The 21,708-nt window shown below is 56.6% G+C and carries 17 protein-coding genes; 10 read left to right on the top strand and 7 right to left on the bottom strand.

The genetic code is table 11. The features are described from left to right. Positions 1 to 110 precede the first annotated feature (110 nt). On the top strand, positions 111 to 884 hold the full coding sequence (locus AC1RQP_RS37945) for a sensor histidine kinase (protein WP_492942654.1): 774 nt from the start codon (positions 111 to 113) through the stop codon (positions 882 to 884). A 63-nt stretch (positions 885 to 947) separates the two neighbouring features. Further along, a complete protein-coding gene (locus AC1RQP_RS37950; protein WP_492942656.1) occupies positions 948 to 2,000 on the top strand; it encodes a LysR family transcriptional regulator in 1,053 nt (350 codons plus the stop codon). Between the two features lie 13 nt (positions 2,001 to 2,013). Here the strand turns inward: AC1RQP_RS37950 and AC1RQP_RS37955 are convergent, their stop codons facing one another. The 5 genes from AC1RQP_RS37955 to AC1RQP_RS37975 form a co-directional block, all read right to left on the bottom strand. Next, positions 2,014 to 2,481 carry a DUF1348 family protein gene (locus tag AC1RQP_RS37955; protein WP_492942658.1) on the bottom strand — a complete coding sequence of 156 codons (468 nt, stop codon included), beginning with the start codon at positions 2,479 to 2,481 and terminating at the stop codon, positions 2,014 to 2,016. A gap of 176 nt (positions 2,482 to 2,657) precedes the next feature. Next, entirely contained in the window at positions 2,658 to 5,516 is a 2,859-nt protein-coding gene (locus tag AC1RQP_RS37960) for an ATP-binding protein (RefSeq protein WP_492942660.1), read from the bottom strand. 149 nt (positions 5,517 to 5,665) lie between these two features. After that, entirely contained in the window at positions 5,666 to 6,961 is a 1,296-nt protein-coding gene (locus AC1RQP_RS37965; RefSeq protein WP_492942662.1) for an MFS transporter, read from the bottom strand. 262 nt (positions 6,962 to 7,223) lie between these two features. Then, entirely contained in the window at positions 7,224 to 7,760 is a 537-nt protein-coding gene (locus AC1RQP_RS37970; RefSeq protein WP_492942664.1) for a 4-hydroxylaminobenzoate lyase, read from the bottom strand. Positions 7,761 to 7,772: 12 nt separating this feature from the next. After that, entirely contained in the window at positions 7,773 to 8,573 is an 801-nt protein-coding gene (locus tag AC1RQP_RS37975; protein WP_492942666.1) for a nitroreductase, read from the bottom strand. Between the two features lie 287 nt (positions 8,574 to 8,860). Here AC1RQP_RS37975 and AC1RQP_RS37980 point away from each other — a divergent pair, with 287 nt between their 5' ends. From AC1RQP_RS37980 to AC1RQP_RS37990, 3 genes are all read left to right on the top strand, one after another. Further along, a complete protein-coding gene (locus AC1RQP_RS37980) occupies positions 8,861 to 9,844 on the top strand; it encodes a LysR family transcriptional regulator (RefSeq protein ID WP_492942668.1) in 984 nt (327 codons plus the stop codon). A gap of 235 nt (positions 9,845 to 10,079) precedes the next feature. Beyond that, complete coding sequence (locus AC1RQP_RS37985; protein WP_492942670.1) at positions 10,080 to 10,718, top strand: HD domain-containing protein; 639 nt, start codon at positions 10,080 to 10,082, stop codon at positions 10,716 to 10,718. Between the two features lie 146 nt (positions 10,719 to 10,864). After that, the gene (locus tag AC1RQP_RS37990) at positions 10,865 to 12,046 is read left to right on the top strand and encodes an MFS transporter (RefSeq protein WP_492942672.1); all 1,182 of its coding nucleotides are present in this window, start codon (positions 10,865 to 10,867) and stop codon (positions 12,044 to 12,046) included. A gap of 182 nt (positions 12,047 to 12,228) precedes the next feature. On the opposite strand, the gene AC1RQP_RS37995 is transcribed toward AC1RQP_RS37990, so the two are convergent. Continuing rightward, a complete protein-coding gene (locus AC1RQP_RS37995) occupies positions 12,229 to 12,942 on the bottom strand; it encodes an alpha/beta hydrolase (protein WP_492942674.1) in 714 nt (237 codons plus the stop codon). A gap of 99 nt (positions 12,943 to 13,041) precedes the next feature. Next, positions 13,042 to 13,428: an AMP-binding enzyme gene (locus tag AC1RQP_RS38000; protein WP_492942676.1), complete on the bottom strand. Its 387-nt coding sequence runs from the start codon at positions 13,426 to 13,428 to the stop codon at positions 13,042 to 13,044. Between the two features lie 362 nt (positions 13,429 to 13,790). Between AC1RQP_RS38000 and AC1RQP_RS38005 the strand changes: the two genes are divergently transcribed. From AC1RQP_RS38005 to AC1RQP_RS38025, 5 genes are all read left to right on the top strand, one after another. Continuing rightward, a complete protein-coding gene (locus AC1RQP_RS38005) occupies positions 13,791 to 15,092 on the top strand; it encodes a glycosyltransferase (RefSeq protein WP_492942678.1) in 1,302 nt (433 codons plus the stop codon). A 270-nt stretch (positions 15,093 to 15,362) separates the two neighbouring features. Beyond that, positions 15,363 to 16,589, top strand: a complete 1,227-nt coding sequence (locus AC1RQP_RS38010) for a cupin domain-containing protein (RefSeq protein WP_492942680.1) — start codon at positions 15,363 to 15,365, stop codon at positions 16,587 to 16,589. Positions 16,590 to 16,976: 387 nt separating this feature from the next. Beyond that, a complete protein-coding gene (locus AC1RQP_RS38015) occupies positions 16,977 to 19,928 on the top strand; it encodes a formate dehydrogenase subunit alpha (protein ID WP_492942682.1) in 2,952 nt (983 codons plus the stop codon). Between the two features lie 10 nt (positions 19,929 to 19,938). Next, positions 19,939 to 20,541: a formate dehydrogenase FDH3 subunit beta gene (gene fdh3B, locus AC1RQP_RS38020; protein ID WP_247296499.1), complete on the top strand. Its 603-nt coding sequence runs from the start codon at positions 19,939 to 19,941 to the stop codon at positions 20,539 to 20,541. Between the two features lie 60 nt (positions 20,542 to 20,601). After that, positions 20,602 to 21,597: a formate dehydrogenase subunit gamma gene (locus AC1RQP_RS38025; RefSeq protein WP_492942684.1), complete on the top strand. Its 996-nt coding sequence runs from the start codon at positions 20,602 to 20,604 to the stop codon at positions 21,595 to 21,597. Positions 21,598 to 21,708 lie beyond the last annotated feature (111 nt).

The following is a 21,708-nucleotide window of genomic DNA, read 5'->3' on the forward strand; positions in this document are numbered from 1 at the left end:
GGGTCTTTACAAAATCTTAGCACGTTTAACTCGAGGGCGGGCCCAAACGGATTACTGTTGTTCGTGGCAGGGATGTTCTTTCAAGGCGCTCCAGCTGAAAGGGGAACACTATGCAGCGAACCAATATTGCAATGCACCAGGAACCATGTGTTCAGCCGGTTCTTGCCGATGATTGTGCTTGGCGCGCGACTGCGCAGCCTCACGTGGGTACCGACTTTGAGGCCGTGCTACTCGCCATAGCAGGGCATGATCTGCGGCAACCACTACAGGTGATCCAGAGCGTACATGAACTACTCGGCATGGGAGTTCGAACCAGCTCTGAGTTGCGCCTGTTGCAATCGGGGCAAGACGCCATTGATCGTCTCAAGGACCAACTGGGGTTGCTAACCAGTGCCATTCGAATCCGCGAGCATACGAAATCCTTTAAGTTGATGCCGGTCTGTGTTGGCGACGTCTTGAGGCAGGCTTATCGAGACAACGAGGCGAGCGCTCTAAACAAAGGTGTGAGCGTCCGCTTGGTTGCTTCACAGATGATGGTGATGAGTGACAGCCTTCTTTTGGGAGCTGCTTTACGCAATTTGCTCGGCAACGCGATAAAGTATACGCAACCAGGCGGCCGCATTCTCCTTGGATGCAGGCGTTGTGGCCCGAATCTTCGCATCGAAGTGCATGACACTGGCATAGGCATTGCGAGCGAGCAGATGCCTGGGATCTTCGATGCTTTCACTCGGCTTGATCCGGTCCGTAACGATGGGTTGGGGATCGGCCTCTTCATTGTCCGCCAAGCGCTCGGCTTGCTGGGACACCGAATATATGCAGCGTCTCGCCCATCGGTTGGATCTCTCTTTTCGATCCTGGCGGCCAGATTTGACCTTTCGACGTGAGATCACGCCGTCCCAGCCGATAGTTGCTCCAATCGATTCACCACCAACACGCTCCGGATCATAATGACTACGACCCTCAATAGGCTAGATTTGAACCTTCTACGTGTCTTCGATGCGGTGATGGAGGAGCGCAGCGTGCTCCGGGCCAGTCAGCGAATTTGTCTGAGCCAATCGGCGGTTAGTCACGCGCTTTCCCGCTTGAGAGAAGTACTTGGCGACGAGCTCTTCATCCGCACTCCGAGCGGGATGCAGCCAACCGCACGAGCGCTTGCGATGGCTCCTCTTGTTCGGGAGGCGTGGCAATCACTCGAGACAGCCGTAGGAGCCCCAAAGTTCGAACCAGGCAAGGCCGGGCGACGTTTCACTATTGCGGTCAGCGATTTCGTGGCGGCCGTTATGGTTCCCCACCTTCTCGATCTGGTCCGACATGAGGCTCCATTGATGGAGATCGCTATCCGTGCCGATAGCGCAAGCAATCTGGCCGAACAGATCGACCTTGGACAGATCGATGCAGCTGTAGGGACGTTCTCGCACAAGGCTGCCAGGTTCCAGTCTCGCACGCTCTTTGATTGCGATGATGTGCTGATCACTAGGTCGTCTCACCGTCTCGGACCGTTGTCACTCAAGTCCCTTTCACAATTGTCGATCGTGGCAATCTCTGTGCATGGAGAGAACAATGATCTTTTGGAGGGCCTCGTGTCTGAGCGCGGACTATGTCGAAGATCAGAAATGTATGATCGGGCTGCTCTGGAAAGAGGACTTTCGGCTACAGGGCATAACGGCCGGATAGTCGTGTCATTGCCGCACTTCCTGGCTCTCTCGACATTTCTTGAGCAGTCAGAGCTAGTTGCCATCGTACCTCGCCCCCTAGCTGCTTCTATGGTTCGTACACAGCCGCTGGAAATACATGAGCTGCCTTATACGTCTAGCTCGGTCGAGGTCAGCGCTTTGTGGCACGAACGAATGACGAATGACGCTGCGCAGCAGTGGCTCTTAAGCATGCTTTCACGGGCTACGGAACACCTGCGGTGTCCCTCAGACGGTACTCCAGCATCTGCTGGCACGTTGACCAGATCGAAATCGAAAGAAAGGACCCCTGCCCTTTGTCGGATTTAGCTGCAAATCCCTCTCAGAAATCGAAATCGCTGAGCTCGGGATAGTCATCTGGCCGCCGCCCCAGCGGCCACCGAAGCACCCGGTCCGTCTCTTCGATTCTGTGATTGTTGAAACTCTCAATCCGCCGTTGGATCAGCCCATCTGAATCAACATCCCAATGCTCGTTCCCGTAGGACCTGAACCACCTGCCGTTGGTGTCGTGATATTCGTTTGCAAAACGCAGCGCGATCCTGCTGTCTCCAAAAGCCCAAAGTTCGGCGATTAAACGGTACTCTAGCTCGCTTGCCCACTTCCTTTGAAGGAACGTCTCGATCGCCGCGCGCCCCGATAGAAATTCGACGCCACTACGCCAGAAGCTGTCGATCGTAAAGGCTTGCGCCACGTTTGCGGGATTGCGGCTATTCCAACCGTCCTCGATTGTCCGAACCTTGCCGGCTGCGGCAGCCCAAGTGAATGGAGGGGCTGGAAGAGCTGGTGACATGCCATGTGACCTGAACGACGTGACACGTGCAGGTTGACCCGAAATGATATCCTAATGCGAGTTCTTTCCTGTTAAATGGTGTAAATCCGCGATCGGTTCATGCAAGAGTGATGCGCAGCCGCGCTCAACGGCCGTTAGGATCTTTCGCTGCTCTCAAGGCAGCCGAAAGCCTCCTATCATTGCTTTGGAACCGGCACTCCAAGGCCCTGAAGCTGATCCGCAGCTCGAACCAAGTCGATGGTGTCGAAACCTTCAGAGAACTTCTCAATTGACTCAGCAAGCACAGTTCGCGCTTTTTCGATCAGCCCACGATCGCGCCACAAGCGACTCAACATCAGTGCGGAGCGAAGCTCCCACCCAACCGCCGCTTGCTGCTGCGCATACTCGATCGATTCGCGAAGAGACGCCTCCGCTGCAGACCAATTGTCTGATGACCGAAAGAGCAGCACTCGAGCACGCGTCCGTAACAATTCCGGCAGTTCAAATGATGCGGAGCCGCTTCTCGCATCGGCCAAGAGTCCGCCGATCATGTGGGATGCCTCATCAAACTCTCCAGCTGCAGCGAGTCCCTCGGCCAAGGCCCGATAAACAGATGAAGAGAGCATGAAGCGCCGCTCAGATCTGAGGATCGATAATGCTTCTCTGAGCATGCGGATACCTAGCTGAGTATTGCCCGTGGCCAACATAAGTTCGCCTCGCAGACCCTTGCCACCGGCCTCGTAGTTTGGCAGCGAGTACTTGGAGGCGCAGGTGACGAGGCGCTCGATCAAGCTCGCTGCAATCTGCAGGTCTCCACGCCACAGGAACACCGGTGTAGCGTGTTGAAGGCAAATGCATAGCGAAACCGGATGCTCATGGCTTTCGGCTACTTCTATACCTTGGTGCGCCAGCCGGGCTGCCTGATCCGGAAATCCTCTGAGCCACATCGTTCGCGCGTACCCGATCAGAGCTCGAACTTGATGATCGAATCCAAATGAGTGTACCTCCGCTATGCCCGAGGCAGATGCAGTGTCGAATCCCTTCTCATAGCAGTTCTGCGCAGCCAGCTGGTTGCCGACGAGATGGTGGCTTGCGCCGAGCATCCATTCAGCCGTCACCGCAGCCCGAACTCCGCCTGCTCCCGCTGCGATTTCCGCATAGCGCTTCGCGGCGCTTAAGGATCCACCGAACTCAGCCATCCGTGCGAGATGGAGATTGAGGCCGGCCAAGACCTCCAGTTGGTATTCGGCGTCCTTTAGAGCGTCGGCAAGATGAATGGCCCTTTCAAGCACGGCGCCTACTTCGCTGCTGTCGCTATGAGCATGGTTCGATGAGATTGCCAAAGCCAGCTGTAGCTTCAATTCGAGTTTGGTGCCGCGATCCTCCTCCGGTAGGGCGTGGATGGCTTGTAGGCACCAGTGCCTGCACTCGCCCAGCATAGACAACGACAGAAAAAGCGGCATAGCACCAGCGCTAAGCGCAACGCCGACCGAGCTGTCACCATTTTCCGAGAAGCTCCATTCCAATGCCGCCCGAATGTCTCCGATGTAACGAGTGTACACAGCAAAGTCTCGCTCACCGGCAGTGGTCCGAAAGCGTGCCAGGCGCTCCGCGAAGTATAATGCATGCCTTCTTGCCACGCTGTTCGCTTCCCCAAGCTCTTTGATCTTGAGAGCTGCATACGATCGTGTCGTATCAAGCAAGCGATAGCAGCTATCGCCATCGGGCGGTGATACCGCGATGAGCGACTTGTCAATCAGGCTTACAATGTCGTTTGCGATCTGCAGTCCATCGCGCTCGGGCCGAGATACGACGGCTTGGGCCATATTCAGAGTAAAAGTGCCGACAAAGACGGAGAGCGCCGCCAAGGTGGCCCTTTCATCGTGGGAAAGAAGCTCATAGCTCCAATCTAGCATCGCCTGTAGCGTCTCATGCCGTGGCACGCCTCGACGGGCGCGCCACACGAGCATTAAATGGTCGCCGATAAGCCTAGCCAAGCCCTGGATTCCGTATGAGCCCACCCTGCTGGCCGCTAACTCTATCGCGAGTGGCAGTCCATCGAGTTGACGGCAAATTTCGACGACGAGGTTGGCCTCCTCTTCATTTATTGTCTGCCGCGCCCCCCCTGCCGACGCCCGTTCCATGAACAGCTGCACAGCTGGATAGGTTAACGCCTCTGCTGTTGTCAGCTGCGCCGGACTTATCGGGTGCGCAAGCGAACGAAGCGGATGAACGTTCTCACCTTCGGCACGAAGGGCCTCGCGGCTAGTTGCCACAATATGAACAGATTGAGCTTCCCGATAGATATTCTCAGCGAGAAGAGCGGCTGCGTCGAGGACATGTTCGCAACTGTCAAAAATCAAGAGCATTCGCTTGTCAGAAAGGACACCCACGAGCCGCTCCCTCGAGTCCTGCGTCTGGGCAAGGCATCCAACCGCTGAAGCAACGGCAGTTACGAGCAGCGATTCTTCCCTAACAGTGCTAAGATCAACGAAACAAACACCGCCCTGATATTCGCCGGCTAGTGCATGTGCAACGGCAACCGCGACTGTTGTCTTTCCGACGCCTCCGGGTCCAACGATGCTGACGAACCTGCGTAGCCTGATCTCAGAAGACAAGGATACGATCGTTTCCTCCCGCCCCACCATCCGGTCCAGGCGGTCGGGAAGCGTGTCGGATCTGGGACTCGCTTGTACCGAATTCGGTGAAGATGGGATCTGGCGCGACCGTTCCACTGGAGCGACGAAGCAGTAGCCCTTCGCCGGAATGTTGGCGATGTAGCGAGCACCGTCACGACCATCGCCCAGCGCCTTTCGCAACCCGGCAATTTGGACGCGCAGACTCGCCTCGTCGACAACGACATCAGACCAGACCCGCTTGAACAACTTGCGGTGACTTACGACCTCGCCAGCCTGCTCAACCAGCGCGATGAGAATATCAAGGGCTCGGCTGCCCAGCTGGAGCGGCTTGCCCTCCTTTAGCAGCAACCGTTCGGATGCCAACAAACGGAATGAACCGAACAGGAATGCTTCACCGTCGTTTTGTCTATTTTGCAACAGCGCCCTCAACCTCGGACCGCGGCTCGATAAATTGGGTGCCGCAATGCAGCAAATGGCTGAACCCATAGCCTAGCACAGTCAGAAGGGCGTAAGTTATCAAGCTATGCCTGTTCCGCGCCGGGAACTCTCCAGATCCGCAAGCCCCGTCAGGTTAGCGCCTCTCGGTAGCGGTCTTCATAGTTTAAGAGAGCCAGGCTGCTCAGGATACTTGCGGCAACGACGACAAGGGCTGGCGCACGGATGTCGCCTGTGACCGCTGTCAGCCATGTGGCGAGGGCTGGTGAAAGTGCTCCGACCATAACAGTAAGCCCGTAAGCTAAGGCGACGGCCGTTGCACGCACAGTCGTTGCAAATATCTCGGCAATAGCGGACATCATCGGACCAATGTAGAGCGCGTTCAGCAGAGCAAGAGCAGACTGAACGAGCAGTAACACCTCGACAGATGGCCATGTCGTGACAATCATATAGGCTGGGTAGATCGCCACTCCATATGTGATACCTGCCGACAGCAGCAGCGGCTTGCGTCCAAAGCGATCCGAGAACGCTGCCGCGAGCAACGTGCAAACGATCATGAAACATGTCGCCAGGACCGTTGCGAGCAGCGCTCCTGCACTGGATAATCCCAAATTCCGGACTGCAAACGTCGGCATGTAAACGAACACGATATTTCCTGCGACGACGTAGAGACTTAGAATTCCAACCGCCAACAAAAGCAGTCGACCTTCTCTTAAGCCGTCGTAAATCAACTGCCGTCCGCCTCTTTGCCGTGCCGAGAGAAATAGGTCGGGCTCCTGCACGCGGGCCCTGATGTAGATTGCAATCGGTACAATCCCAAGGCCAAGCAAAAAGGGCGCGCGCCACAATCCAGCTTCAATTTGAGCGGGCGTGACTGCCAGATTGACGATCATGACAACGGAAGCAGCCAGTACAAAGCCGAGCTGTTGGCTGACGGCATTGAAGCTTGCGTAGACACCTCGGCGTTCTGGCGGCGCAATCTCAATCAGAAGTGCCGTTGCGCTGCCGATTTCGCCGGCACCTGAAAATCCTTGCAGCAAGCGCGCTAGGAGAAGGAGCAAAGGCCCTACAATCCCGGCCGTCTCGTAGGTAGGAGCGAACACAATGATCGCGGTACCGGCCCCCATGACATACATTGCCAAACAGAGGGAAGCCTTGCGGCCCACACGATCGGCATATTGCCCGAGAATGATCGCCCCCACCGGTCTCATCGCCAACCCGCCACCATACGTGACGAGTGCAAGCAAAAGCGACGTGACTTCACTCGAGGCGGGAAAAAACAGCTTTGCTAATGTCGTAGCGAGCACCCCGTATATAAAAAAGTCGTACCACTCTAGGAGATTGCCAATCGTAGCTGCGATAACGGCGCGCCGCTTCTTGGATGAGCGTTGAATATGCGAGAGCACGGCGAGCTCCGGGCTGATCATATATGGACACTCCAAAATATGAGGCTCTATGTCCTTACGGGTGAGCTGAGCTGCTGCTCATCTTTACTGAATCATTTTCCAATGAACGGAAGTTAATGAACCACCCTCGAGAAGCAAGTCGGTTCTTACTGTCTGCGCGCAGCATTCCCGGCCGCTTCCGTATCCAGCGGACCGACATAATATGCTGACACGAGACGGCGTTTAATGGGGTCTCGATCCGAGCCCGAAGCTCGGGATCACCATCAGAGATCAAAAGCCTTCGTTAGGACGAATTCACATCGTATGAGATGCGCCCTGCTGGAAGATAGAACAAAGCGATTACCGCGCCCCTCCTCACTTCCGGGTAGTGCTTGCTCCCCGGGTGAGGAGCAGTCCAGCCGGCCCCTTGCCAACCTTGCAAGCCTCGCAATTGAGCACCCTCCGTCAAGGGCACGACGAGATTGAGCTCACCGTAGGGATGACCATGGTATTGACCGCGCAAAAGGTCTGCATCGTCCTCGTCCTTGAACCGTCGCGCATCATTGCTATTCATGTACACCGCTGTAATGCTGAAATGAAACGTCTCTGGTCGCGGCTCCAAGATTCGGCTCCGCCGATAATTTGGGCCTTCCACTTCCTGATTCGCTGCCCATCCTTCGTCGACGCCGATCTTAATCAGGCTAGATAGATCGGTATAGAGCTCGCTATTGAGCCCATAGGTCGCGTTAAGCCATCTCTCCATCTCTGCCCCTGGTGTCATATCCTTGACCTCGGCCAGGAATGGGATGCTACGTTCAATCAGTCTTTCCCGCGCGTCCATGATCACGCCTCCTTAGCTATCAAACCCAACAAAGCGGGTGAATTCATCTACCTGCACTCGAGGCATCGCGTATGTTCTCATGGCCCCCTCTTTGCCGTAGCCTATCGATACCCCGCAAGCGACGATTTGCTCCTCCGGAATCAACAAATGCTCGCGCAAGACCCTGTGATACTTTGCGAAGGTCTCTTGAGGACATGTTTGAAGACCACGACTGGCCGCGGCAAGAAGCATGTTCTGGACGAACATACCAAGGTCTAGCCAGCTACCCGCCTCGAGGCGGCGATCGATCGTGACGATCAGGCCAACGGGAGCGCCGAAGAAGGCATAGTTCTTCGCCGTTTGGTTCGCGCGCGCCTCCACGTCCTCAGGGGATATGCCAAGCGACCCGTAAAAGATTCGGCCGAATTCTTGGCGCCGCTCGCGGTATGGTGTCGGCAGTACATCTGAGTAGTACTTGTATTCGGATGAGTGCTCCGCTCTGGCAGTCCGGTGGGCGTCAAGAAGAGCTGCCGAAAGCCGCTGTCGCGTTTCGCCAGCGACGACATACACATTCCAAGGCTGTATATTTGCCCCACTGGGCGCAAATCGTGCAACTTCGAGGATCTCACAGATCAGGCGCCGCGGCAGGGCCTGATCAGAGAACTCACGACAGGCTATCCGGCCCGAAATAATCTGATCGATCGAATTGTAAGTCAGCCGCTGAGATGGCTCGACCTGCAGTGCTACCGCAGCAGGTTCAGACTGAACGTCCTCGGCCTTGTGCATAGCGACGGGTTCGGTCGCACCATCGCTCTTAAGATCCAGCGACGACATCAGTCTACAACTCCAACTGCTCGGTCGGATTGTTGGAAGTCGGTGCCGCGCGAGTGGACTTAGAGATTACCCTCACACTCGACATCTTTAGCTATCATGAATTCGAAAATTCCTACTAGCTACCACAATGACGATCGTCGGCTTGCGCGGAAGTGAAATATTTGCAAGAGGACATTGAATGTCGCTCATCAGGGTGAAGCCGCTCTGAGATTGTCATTACTATGCGGCTGAGATTAAAATGCTCACGTTTCGAGCTCGGCTAAGCGCCGCCGGGCGGGAATGCAGCCATGGCAATGTCTTTCAACACAATGGATCTAAACCTCCTCAAGGTGTTTGACGCCGTCATGGAGGAGCGGAGCGTTTTACGGGCAAGTCAAAAGCTCGCGCTGAGCCAATCCGCAGTCAGCCACTCGTTGGCGAGGTTGCGAGAGATGCTAGAGGATGATCTGTTTGTCCGGACAGCCACCGGCATGCAGCCAACCTCCAGGGCGCTTGCCATGTCCTCTCAAGTGCGCAATGCGCTACGGGCTCTCGAGGCGGCTATTGAAGCCCCGACATTCAATCCTGCCACATCGACGAAACTGTTCACGCTCGCAGCAAACGACTTTACCACACTCGTGCTCGGGCCTCCCTTGATCAGGTTGCTCGGTCATGAGGCGCCTGCCGTTGATCTCGTCATCAAGCCCGTAACGCGAATAGACCTCGCAGAGCAACTCGATCTAGGGCGTATCGACGTTGCAATCGGCGTCTTCTCTTCTCCTCCGAACCGCTTTAGGAGTGCTTTGCTGTTCGAGTATGACGACGTGCTGATTGTGAGCGCGAAAAGCAAATTCCGACGGCTTGACAAGGCCACGCTTGAGCAGCTGTCCCTCGTCGTCGTATCCTTTGGGGGTGAGCAAGAAGGGGCCGTGGAAGGATTCATCTCAGAGCGTGGTTTGGCACGGCGATCCGAGATGTACGATCGTGCTGCGCTCGAAAGGGCGCTCGGGAATGGTGATCCGCCGCCACGCGTGGCGATTAGCCTACCCCATTTTCTTGCGTTACCAGCTCTTATCGAGGGAAGCGACCTCGCAGCAATCGTCCCACGCCCTCTGGCGAAGGTCGTTGAACAGTCCTATGCAATTGCAATCCATGAGTTGCCCTACACGACCAACTCGCTCGAGGTTCATCTCCTTTGGCACGAGCGACTCGACGAAGATCCATCGCATAAATGGCTGCACAACATCCTTGCTCGAGCAACAGAGAACCTACCTCGAGCAGACAGAGCCTGATAGACCTTAAGCGTCGAGCGAAATAGCTCGAGGCCTGCCCTGCCCTTCCCACTAGGCCTAAGGGGGCGCAGTAGTTCGCTTGCGATGCAGCTTATCCAATATCTCCTTGCAACATTTTCATGTGTAGGGCCCCTTAAAGTTATTCTCTGACGATCTAGGTAGTATCGCGGCCGCAGCGCTCGCCCTTAGGACGGGGGAAGCAGGTTGCTCCAGCACGTGAACAGAGGAATTCGGCATGACCGACAAAATCTCAAGTATCAAGATTCCCGACAGCAAGCTTGCTCGCGAGGCTGCCGAGCTCGTTAGGCAGCACGAGAGCGACATGCTGTTCAACCATTCAGTGCGAGTGTTTGTGTTCGGCGCAATGAAGGGAATCCGACAGAATCTGAAATTCGACGCTGAATTGCTCTATGTCGCGGCGCTCTTTCATGACCTTGGGCTCGCCGACGCTTACCACACTCCGACGAAGCGCTTCGAAGTAGATGGTGCAGATGCCGCTCGTGATTTCCTAAAGAGCCATGGGATACCGGAACCGAAAGTGGATCTTGTTTGGGACGCCATAGCGCTACACACAACTCCAGGCATTCCGCAATTCATGCGGCCAGAGATCGCGCTCACCAATGCGGGCGTCCTGGTGGATGTCGTGGGAATTGGATATGACGAGTACACACCAGAGCAACGGGAGCATGTTCTGGCAGCATGGCCGCGTGGGGACTTCAAAAACGAATTCGTGAAGGTTCAGACCTGCTCGGCATTGAAGAAGCCGCAGACAACCTTTGGGACAGTGAATTTCGATTATATCGAGCATCACGACCCCGGATTTCACAAGCCCAACGCTTGCATGCGGATTCGCAATACCCCCTGGCCAAGCTAGGGTCTGTTGGTGCCGTACACCCTGGCTTGCGCAAATCGGATGTCTCTAGCTGCGACGCACTACGCGAGCTTCTGAGCACAGGAGGTATCATCCCGTGAACACCTCCAGGGCGCCGAGCCGTAGCAAGATCGTAGGAACGATGACAAGTGTCTCATAGCAAGCTTCTCTGGCTAACCCTGGGTGCATTCTCTATCGGCACCGAGGGTTTCATGATCGCCGGATTGCTGCCGGATCTCGCACGTGATCTGAATGTAGGACTTCCGGCCGCAGGCCATCTGGTGACGGCGTTCTCGTTTGCTTACGCACTCGGAGCTCCCGTTATTGCAGTCCTAACCGCCTCGTTTGAACGGCGCAGCCTCCTCGTTGTGGCGATGCTATGCTTTGGCTTTGGAAATGCACTTGCTGCGGTCACCCCTAACTACGTTGGATTGTTGATGGCTCGGCTACTATTGGCATTGTCCGCAGCAGGCTTTATGCCTGCAGCAAGCGGTTATGCTGCCGTTTTGGGAGGGCATCAGCGGCGGGGGCGCGCCCTCTCAATTGTTACCAACGGACTAACCCTTGCTATCGTCGCTGGCGTCCCGCTCGGCGTCCTGATCGGCGAGCGGCTTGGTTGGCGAGCGACCTTTGCTAGTGTGGCTGGCCTCTCGGCGCTCTCTCTTATTGGGATCTTGAGCGGGATGTCCCGCCAGCCGCCCGGTACCGTTTCAACGCTCGGCGAACGCTTTGCACTAGCAAAGCGGCCTGACATGCTGGCGGTGCTGGCGACAAGCATTCTGACGGTGGCGAGCACCTTTACGCTCTATACCTATCTGAGCCCGTTTCTCGCCGAAGCTGCCGGTATCGGGCCGTCGGGTCTCGTCATGGTGTTGCTCGCCTTTGGGATTGCCAGCGCACTCGGGGCTTGGATCGGCGGTGTCATGACGGACAGATTGGGGGCTGCCTTCACAGTCACGACCGGATGCAGCCTCACGCTTTTGGCCTACCTTATGCTATCTTTCGCCCCGATCCTGGCGACGCGAGACGCCGCGTTTGCCATCCTTCCTGCTCTGCTTCTTTGGGGACTTGCCAGTTGGGGGGCAATGACCGGACAGCAAGCGAGGTTGGTGGCGCTGTCGCCTGATATGGCGTCTGTCAGTCTCTCACTAAATTCATCCGCGATCTACCTGGGAAGCGCAGCAGGAGCCGCGACAGGTGCGATATTTGTTGCTGAAGGAGCCGTTGTACGCCTGGGTATAGTGGCTACAATCTTCAGTTTAGGCTCTCTTCTAGCGCTATGGATCGCGCACAGGATTTCTTCAAGGGCTCAGTTAGGAGAGACTTCCTGAGCAGCCAAGGACCGTCAAAATGTCCGACCACTGGGCCTGCTGCGCCTACCGAGCTTGTGTTTAAGTAGCTTCCGATTAGCTTGCGATGATGAGGCGCAGCTTGGTCTACCGCCGTCCAATAATGCTCATCCGACGGGCGCGCCGCGTCCTGGTGCACGCCCGTACATGGCCGGCTTTCAGTTCTAGTCTCGACCAGCTTCCAAAATAGCTTGCGAAAGTCGTGCAGGGTTTGAGAAGCAAAGCTCGTGACTTCCTGCGGTTTGAACAAGCCGATATAGCCCGAGCTTTTCTGAAAGTCTCGGATGTAGTGGGAAGCTATGGGGAAGCGCGATGTCTTCCGTACAGTTGATGAATGATTTCGGCAAACTCATCTCAGCCGGGTTCGTGCGCACCGCAAGCTTGTCGGTGAACGACTTGAAGGGATGTGGGTTCAACTTGTCGTACGCCCGTTGAGCCGTTTCCGCATCTGCATCATTGATGTAGGCCTCTCGCCAAATAGGAAACGGCAGTACCACGGAGCCATCCCCAACATGCGTGAGGAAGCTGGGATAATGTGGCGGCACCAGGTCGCTCAAAGATTCGCCGTCATTGGCGACAAATGCACTGAGATAAACAAGTCTGCGAAGGCGATGTGCAATACGGTCTGCAACGCCTGTGATGACGATGCCGCCATAGCTATGGCCGACCAAAACGACATCGTCGAGATTCCTTTCCGAGACGAACTCTACGACCGATTCGATTGACTCGGCCAGTCCGGTTGTCTTTTGATCCCCTAGCCTGTTGCCGCTCATAGTCGGGGTGAAGACGTGATGCCCTGCAGCTCTCAGCAAAGAGGCGGTGGGCCAATAATGCTCTCCAGTATGCCAGGCTGCGTGAACAAGGACGTAAGTTGACATAGTCTTGTAGTCTCCTAGGAATTGCGCATGGCATGCAAGCGTCGCGACATTGGGGTTCATCGACCCCGACGTACCTGCGTCTGATTGCAGCAGGGTGACTTACTTCCTGCTTCGACCTGTTGGGTTGCCAAGAATGCTCTCTGCAATCGTCCTGCGATCGATATTCCCGAACGGGTCTCGCGGCACAGCATCAACGGCTGTCAATAGCTCGGGAAGCTTGTGCTCGGGCAGTTGAACCCGGGCCATCGCCAGAATTTCATCAATGATCGCGTCGTCATTTTCGTTCTCAAGCTGAACAACTGCCGCGAGCCGGTGACCTAGCATTGGATCCGGTACGCCGAACGCCGCAGCATCTTGCACCATGGGGTGCGCGGTCAGCGCGCGCTCGACTTCCGCCAGCAAAATGGGCGAGCCATTTCGGATGATGGTATCCGACCCACGATCAGACAACGGCGCAACGGTCTTGAATTCTATCAAACGCGCCATTTAGGCCTCCATCTTTAGGTAAGGTCAGCCTATCCTCTCTAGATCCAATCCGTTCGCGTCCCCAGTGAAGTTCTTGCACTATCCTCATTCCGTGACTTCACTTTCCTTAAGGAGATCGGCAGGCATTCGATCGTTAGACCCACTGGATCTGTTGCACCTACGACGCGAATGGACGCTCGGTCCTCTCGCTCGTCAGCGTTACGGTCGCGTTACAGGGATCCGCAATTTCATTGCGGCTGTAGCAAGATCCCGCTGCCCCGACATCGAGCTGAAACTCCAACTGTTGAATTTCGTCTCGCAGTCACCTCGACTGCAGCGACGCTATGGGGCCGCTCTTTCGTTGCGGCTCGAAGAGAGGAAACATGAAAATCGTCATCGCGACCACGCCGGCGCCCGGGCACGTCAATCCTATGCTCGGGATCGCACGAATTCTCTTGGCCGAGGGTCATGAGGTGCTCGCATTCACCGGCCGTGCCTTCAGAGAACGCATCGAGGCGATGGGAGCCACCTTCCGGCCTATTCCCGCCAGCGCAGATCAGGACATCGTCGATCCATTCTCAAAATATCCCGAGTTCAAGACACTGCCTCCCGGGCTGGACTTGCTTCGTATCATTCTCGAACGTTTGTTCGTCGACCACATTCCAGCGCAGCACCATGGATTGAAACATGTGCTTGAGGACGTGCAGGCCGATGTCGTCATTGGTGACGACTGCTTCCTCGGCCTTCTGCCGATGCTCCTGGAGCCTCGACCGAATCGACCACCTGTCGTCTGCTTCGGCACATCCATTCTGCATTGGGCGCGGGACGACGGAGCGCCCGACTTTCTCGGACTGCCACCGGCGCCCAGCCCGGCCGACCATGCCCAAACAATTCAGGACCACGACAGGATCGTCCATCAACCGCTTGCCCGGCGGCTGAATGAGTATCTGGTAGAGCTAGGCAGCGGGCCGCTTGCAACCCCTCCATTTGAAGCGATGGTGCGGATGGCCGACATCTACTGGCAACTATCAGTTCCGAGTTTTGAATTCCCCAGGCCTCTACCGCCCTCCGTGAAGTTCATCGGGACGCCGCCGATCATCCCGAACCAAGCGCCGCTTCCGCAGTGGGCCGCAGACCTGGACGGCAAGCGCAAAGTCGTTCTCGTCACTCAGGGGACGGTGGCCAACCACGACTTCAATCTCCTGATCGTGCCCACTCTGGCAGCGCTGGCTGAAGAGCCCGATCTCCTCGTGGTCGTCACGGCGGGTGGACGGCGGGTCGAGGACATCCCCGCTCCGATCCCGGCCAATGCGCGTCTGGCGAGCTACCTGCCGTTTGACTGGATATTGCCCAGAGCCGACGTGTTCGTCACAAACGGAGGCTATGGCAGTGTCAATCAAGCCATGAGCTTTGGCGTTCCTTTGGTCTGCGCCGGCTTGACCGAAGACAAAGCCGATGTGAACATACGCGTCCAATGGTCCGGAGCCGGAATTGATCTCAGGACAAATGCTCCGACACCTCAAGCCATACGCGAGGCCGTGCGGACCGTTCTTGATACCGACAGATTTCGCCGACGGGCTTTGTTGATGTCCGAAGAATTCCGCGGGATCGACACTCGGACTGAGATCAGCTCCGACATCAGACGATTGTCTGCCCATTTAGGCAATCGAGAGAACGCAGCTTGATGTGATCGAACTCGCCGGGCTGGCACAGTGCCACTCTGGAGCGGATTGCCACATGCTCCGACCTCGTGCCGCCATCCCGATGCGCGGATGCGGCACGAGTTGCAGTAGACGCATCTGGCGGCTGAAATGGTTTCACTTCCACCGCACTTCCAGACCGTTCAACATCCCGAGCATCGCTACGTCCGATTAGCAACTGACGCATCGATCAGCAATCGACCAGGACCCATGTCCGCATGATGCTCGTCGATGACATTGACTGGAAGGAATCACATGACCACGATTTCTCGTCGAAAGATGCTCGCCGCAACTGCCGCTACTGGGCTATTGACAACAGCTGCGGCCGCGCAGCCGCAACAAAACAACCCCATCCCCCAGCCACAGCGTCCGGGCCGCGGCGGCTCTGATCTCGGACCTCGCAATCTAGCACGAGACCAACAGAACCCCGATATACTGGTACCTCCTTCGACCGACCACGGATCTCTGCCCAACCTGCGGTTTTCATTCTCTGATGCGCATATGCGACTTGAGACCGGCGGATGGACGCGCCAGGTCACTCGGCGCGAATTGGGAGCCGCGACTGCTTTGGCCGGCGTGAACATGCGTCTCAACGCCGGTGGCGTGCGCGAATTGCACTGGCACAAGGCCTCCGAATGGGCCTACATGCTTCAAGGTACTGCCCGGATCACGGCAGTCGATCCTGATGGCCGCTATTTTGTCGATGATGTCGGCGTGGGCGATTTGTGGTTCTTCCCATCCGGTACACCGCATTCGATCCAAGGACTGGGCCCGGACGGTTGCGAGTTTCTCCTCGTGTTTGATGATGGAGATTTCGACGAAGACAACACCTTCATGATCAACGACTGGTTCAAGCACACACCGAACGAGGTGCTCGGAAAGAACTTTGGAGTTTCACCCTCGCTGTTTGGCCATACCCCGGATGAGAGCGAGCGCTATATCTTTTCGGCCCCTTTGCCCGGCCCACTTAACTCAGAAAACATTCGGGGAGCGAACCCCGTAGAGACAAGCTATACGTGGCGTTTGATGGCGCAGGAGCCCATTCGCACGAAGGGCGGCACGGTGCGCATCAACGATTCCCGGCTCTTCCCAATCAACACGACAACCGCCGCTGCACTGGTCGAAGTCAACCCCGGCGGTTTGCGCGAGCTCCATTGGCACCCAAATGGTGACGAGTGGCTCTATGTCATCGAGGGCGAGGCTCGCATGGGTGTATTCGCAGGTCAGGGCCAAGCGCGCACGTTTGACCTTAGGGCTGGCGACGTCGGTTACGTCCCCGTAGCCATGGGACATTATCTGGAGAACACTGGATCTGGTCCATTCCGCTTTCTTGAGACGTTTAAGAGCCGCTATTTCGTGGATTTCTCGTTGGACACTTGGATGGCATCGACCCCGCCCGAGCTTGTAGATGCGCACCTTAAGCTACCCAAGGACGTCATGGACTCCTTGCGGAAGAGCAAGGCTTTGGTCGTTCCAAATTAGGTGGCTTTCTGTTGGAGGCGCACCGTCGCAAACGGTGCTGTTCACCGAACTGATTGTAGGACATCGGGATATTCGTGCCATCGTGAAAGCCGAAATGCCGAAAGCTATCCAACCTAGCTGGGACTTGCAGGTGCGCCTCGCAAGTCGAAACTCGGATAACGTAAGCGATGACCAAGAGCAGCGAGAGACGACTTCACCGCCGCGGTCTGCTCGGCTGGGGTCTGACGGGGATGGCCGCAACCGTGGTCGGTTCGCAACCTTTGACGTCCGCTGGCGCGTCCGCCACCGGCGACAAGAGCAAGCGGAGAACTCGCTACCAGCCGAACTCCCCGGAAATTCGTAACTTTTATCGCGTCAACCGATACCCCGCTCGATAGGGACGATCCTGTGCTAGTAAAGACATCAAAGCGGCCCTTCTCGAAGCGGTTGAGCGGTGCGGAGCGCTCCTCCTCTTGCTATGAGCAGGACCGCCGTGCCTTCCTGAAGCGATCCGGGCTGACCGTTGCAGGCCTGTCGGTGTTAGGCTCGCTTCCTTTGGAAGGCATCCGTAAGGCCGAGGCTGGCGCTCCGCCTGCGCCGGAAGCAGATGTGGTTACCCGCAAGAACATCTGCACGCATTGCTCGGTTGGATGTTCCGTGATCGCAAAGGTTTCGAACGGAGTTTGGATCGGTCAGGAACCTGACTACGACAGTCCGATAAATCGCGGCTCACATTGCTGCAAGGGAGCTGCGGTTCGCGACGACGTCTTGAGTCAGCGACGCCTGCGCTATCCGGTCAAGCTTGTGAATGGCCAATGGATCCGGATCTCCTGGAAAACGGCGATCGATGAGATCGGCGACAAATTGCTTACAATCAGGGAGAAGGCGGGTTCCGATTCCGTCTATTGGCTTGGGTCTGCAAAATTCACCAACGAGGCGGCCTATCTCAATCGCAAGCTGGCGGCCTTTTGGGGCACGAATAACTCGGATCACCAGGCCCGCATCTGCCATTCGACCACTGTTACCGGCGTAGCTAACACATGGGGCTACGGCGCCATGACGAACAGCTACAACGATATCCGCAACGCCAAGACAATACTGCTCATGGGAGGGAATCCCGCCGAAGCACACCCAGTCTCTCTCCAACACATTCTTGAGGGCAAAGAGCTCAACCGAGCCAACATGATTGTTGTGGATCCGCGCATGACACGGACCGCTTCTCACGCAACCGAATACGTCCGGGTTCGACCGGGCACTCACATTGCGACCATCTACGGAATGTTGTGGCATATCTTCGAGAATGGCTGGGAAGACAAGGAATTCATCAACCAGCGGGTATATGGCGCGGAAGAAATCCGCAAAGAAGCAGCTAAGTGGCCGCCAAGTGAAGTCGAGCGAGTCACGGGACTTCCCGAGGCACAGGTTCGTCATATTGCGCGGCTGTTCGCGACGCAAAAACCCTCGACCTTGATCTGGGCGATGGGACAAACCCAATTTACAACTGGTACAGCCAACGTGCGAGCCAGCTGTCTTCTGCTACTCGCCACTGGGAATGTGGGGCGACCAGGCACCGGCGCCAATATCTTTCGCGGTCACACCAACGTTCAAGGTGCCACCGACCTAGGCCTCGATGTCACCTCTCTCCCCCTCTACTATGGCCTTTCAGAAGACGCTTGGCGCCATTGGTGCAGGGTTTGGGACGTCGACTACGAATGGATGAGGGGACGCTTCCCCAGCAAGACGCTCATGGAGACGCCCGGCATTCCCAGCACGCGCTGGTTCGATGCCACCTTGTTGCCAAGAGATCAGGTTGCTCAACCCAATCCGGTGCAGGCCATGTTCATCATGGGCCACGGAGTCAATACCATCACCCGGATGCCGGAAGCGGTGAAAGGCATCGAAAAGCTTGAACTGCTGGTGGTGTGCGATCCTTACCCGACCGCGTGGTCCGTGCTTTCCGAGCGTAAGAACGGCATCTATCTGTTGCCCGCTTGCACTAGCTTCGAAATGGATGGCTCGCGAACGGCCTCGAATCGCTCCCTACAATGGGGTGAAAAAATCGTCGATCCCGTCTTCGAATCCAAGAATGACTACGACACGATGTACATGCTGGCGGCCAAGCTTGGCTTCGCCGACTTGATGTTCAAGAATATCAAAGTCGAGAACGGTTCAGTGTCGGCGGAAGACATCCTTCGGGAGATCAATCGCGGCGGATGGTCCACTGGATATTGTGGCCAATCTCCCGAACGCCTGAAAGCTCATATGAAGAACCAGGCGAAGTTCGACCTGGTCACGCTCCGTGCGCCGAAAGATGATCCTGAGGTAGGGGGAGATTATTACGGATTGCCCTGGCCGTGTTGGGGAACACCTCAGTTCAGGCATCCGGGGACCCCGATCCTCTACAACACCGAGCTCCCTGTCATTGAGGGGGGTGGTACGTTTCGCGCCCGGTTCGGCGTGGAGCGTGTGGTTTCCCGCAAGGTGATGGAAAACGGCAGAGAGGTCGAGCGGCAGGAGCACGACAATCTCCTCGCTGAGGGATCTTTCTCCACCGGCTCTGAGATCCAGGATGGATATCCGGAGTTCACGCTGGGTGTGCTGAAGAAGCTTGGATGGGAAAAGGATCTTACGCCCGAAGAATGGCAGATGATCCTTCGCGTCAGCCCCGACAAACCCGATCTCGTTTCGTGGTCCACGGACCTTTCAGGTGGTATTCAGCGAGTGGCCATCCAGCATGGTTGTTCGCCCTACGGCAACGGCAAAGCGCGAATGATCGCCTGGAATCTGCCCGATCCCATTCCCGTGCACCGCGAACCGATCTACACGCCGCGCCCGGATCTTGTTTCCGATTATCCGACCCTACCTGACGCGCGCCAGTTTCGCGTGCCGAACGTCGGCTTCTCGGTTCAGAAAGCTGCCGTCGATCGAGGTATCTCAAAACAATTCCCATTGATTCTCAGCTCTGGTCGACTGGTTGAGTACGAAGGCGGTGGCGAGGAAACACGCTCCAACAAGTGGCTCGCGGAACTGAAGCAGCACATGTTCGTGGAGCTCAACCCTGCAGATGCTGCGGAGCGCGGCATCAAGGATGGCGGATGGGTGTGGGTCATGGGCGCAGAGAATAGCTCTCGCGCCAAGATGAAAGCACTTGTCACCGACCGCGTTGGCCGGGGTGTCGCATGGATGCCCTACCATTTCGCCGGCTGGTACGAAGGCAAAGACCTTAGAGCGAAGTACCCCCCAGGCGCCGATCCCATTGTACTGGGTGAGAGCGTGAACACGTTGACCACTTACGGCTACGATCCTGCCACCGGCATGCAGGAGCCTAAGGCAACGCTCTGTCAGATCAAAGCAGCTTGAGAGTACATCAATGGCGAGGATGAAATTTCTTTGTGACGCGGAACGCTGCATCGAGTGCAACGCTTGTGTTACCGCCTGCAAGAACGAGAACGAAGTGCCCTGGGGTCTCAATCGGCGCCGGGTGGTCACCATCAACGATGGCAAACCTGGCGAACGCTCGGTCTCCATGGCGTGCATGCATTGCACCGACCCACCATGTGCGTCGGTGTGCCCGGTACAATGCATCTATCCGACTGATGATGGGATAGTTCTCCACAACAAGGATCTTTGCATTGGTTGTGGTTACTGCTTTTACGCCTGTCCGTTCGGAGCGCCTCAGTATCCACAGGTCGGAAACTTCGGCTCTCGCGGCAAGATGGACAAATGCACCTATTGCGCTGGCGGCGGTGGTCCGGAAGAGCCTGGCAGCGCTGCCGAATATGCAAAATACGGCTCAAACCGCTTTGCTGAAGGCAAGCTGCCGTTGTGCGCAGAGATGTGCTCGACCAAATCGCTCCTCGCCGGGGACGGCGACATCATCGGGCAACTCTATGAGGAAAGGTCTCGAACCCGCGGCTATGGCTCCGGCGCTTGGGGCTGGGAGACAGCCTATCATGAGGACATCAAGCCGTAACTTGGGGCGTCAGGCGTAAAAGGTCCAACAGACTCCCCATCTCCTACGGAAGTGAATGCCATGTCCTTCTTCGCTCGCATAGGCTTCGTAACATTGGTGCTCGTGTTGCAGATCTTTGCTGCAGAGCCGCTGTGCGCCCAGAGGCTGGCGCCGGATGGCGCACCGAATCCAGACGCCAGCGTCATCGATCAAAGGACACTGCTGCAGCAGGCGCCGCGCATTGAAGGTCGTATTGACATTCCTGATCGGAAGGCAAGCGTCCTGATACAACCTCGCGGACGGACCTGGGACTACTTCCACGAAGTTCTGCTGCATTGTGGCGGTGCGATGGTCCTTCTTGGAACAATCGCACTCCTCTCGCTCGCTTATCTGATCCTAGGACGCCTTCGGATTGCTGCTGGGCACTCTGGGAAGATGATCACCCGCTTTGTCGCTTTCGAGCGCTTTTCGCATTGGCTGACGGCGGTATCCTTCCTTGTCCTTGCAGTGACGGGTTTGAACGTCACCTTCGGAAAGATCTTGCTGCTGCCCATAATCGGGCCGGAGTCATTCTCCGAGGTTTCGCAGATCGCAAAATACACGCACAACTTCGTCAGCTTCGCGTTCATGGTCGGATTGGCCTTGATCGGGTTGATCTTCTTCCGGGACAACTTGCCGTCGACAGTCGATATCGAATGGGTCAGGAAGGGCGGCGGCTTTATTAAGTCCAAGCACGCTCCGGCAGGCCGATTCAATCTCGGCGAAAAGCTGGTCTATTGGCTATCCGTCGCGGCCGGCGCAGCAGTCTCCGTCTCCGGGTTGTTGCTCCTATTCCCGTTCTACGGCACCAACGTTGCCGACATGCAGCTCGCCCACGTCGCCCACGCCGTCATCGCTGTGTTGTTCATTTCGCTGATATTGGCCCACATCTATATCGGCACTCTCGGGATGGAAGGTGCGTTCGAAGCGATGGCTACTGGAGATGTGGATCTCAATTGGGCACGAGAACATCATGACCAATGGCTCGCCGAGCGCCTCGAACGAGCCAAGCAATCTCCCGCGAGCCCTTCTGAATGACCGAGGCCTCATTCAGCGAAGTTTCGCCGGCCATTACATCCAGAGGCGGCACGAGATGAGCGACTTGCCTGGTTCAACCCGAGACATTCTGATTTGCTCATGCGACCAGAC

The organism is Bradyrhizobium sp. GW821-FHT13H06, assembly GCF_058803975.1.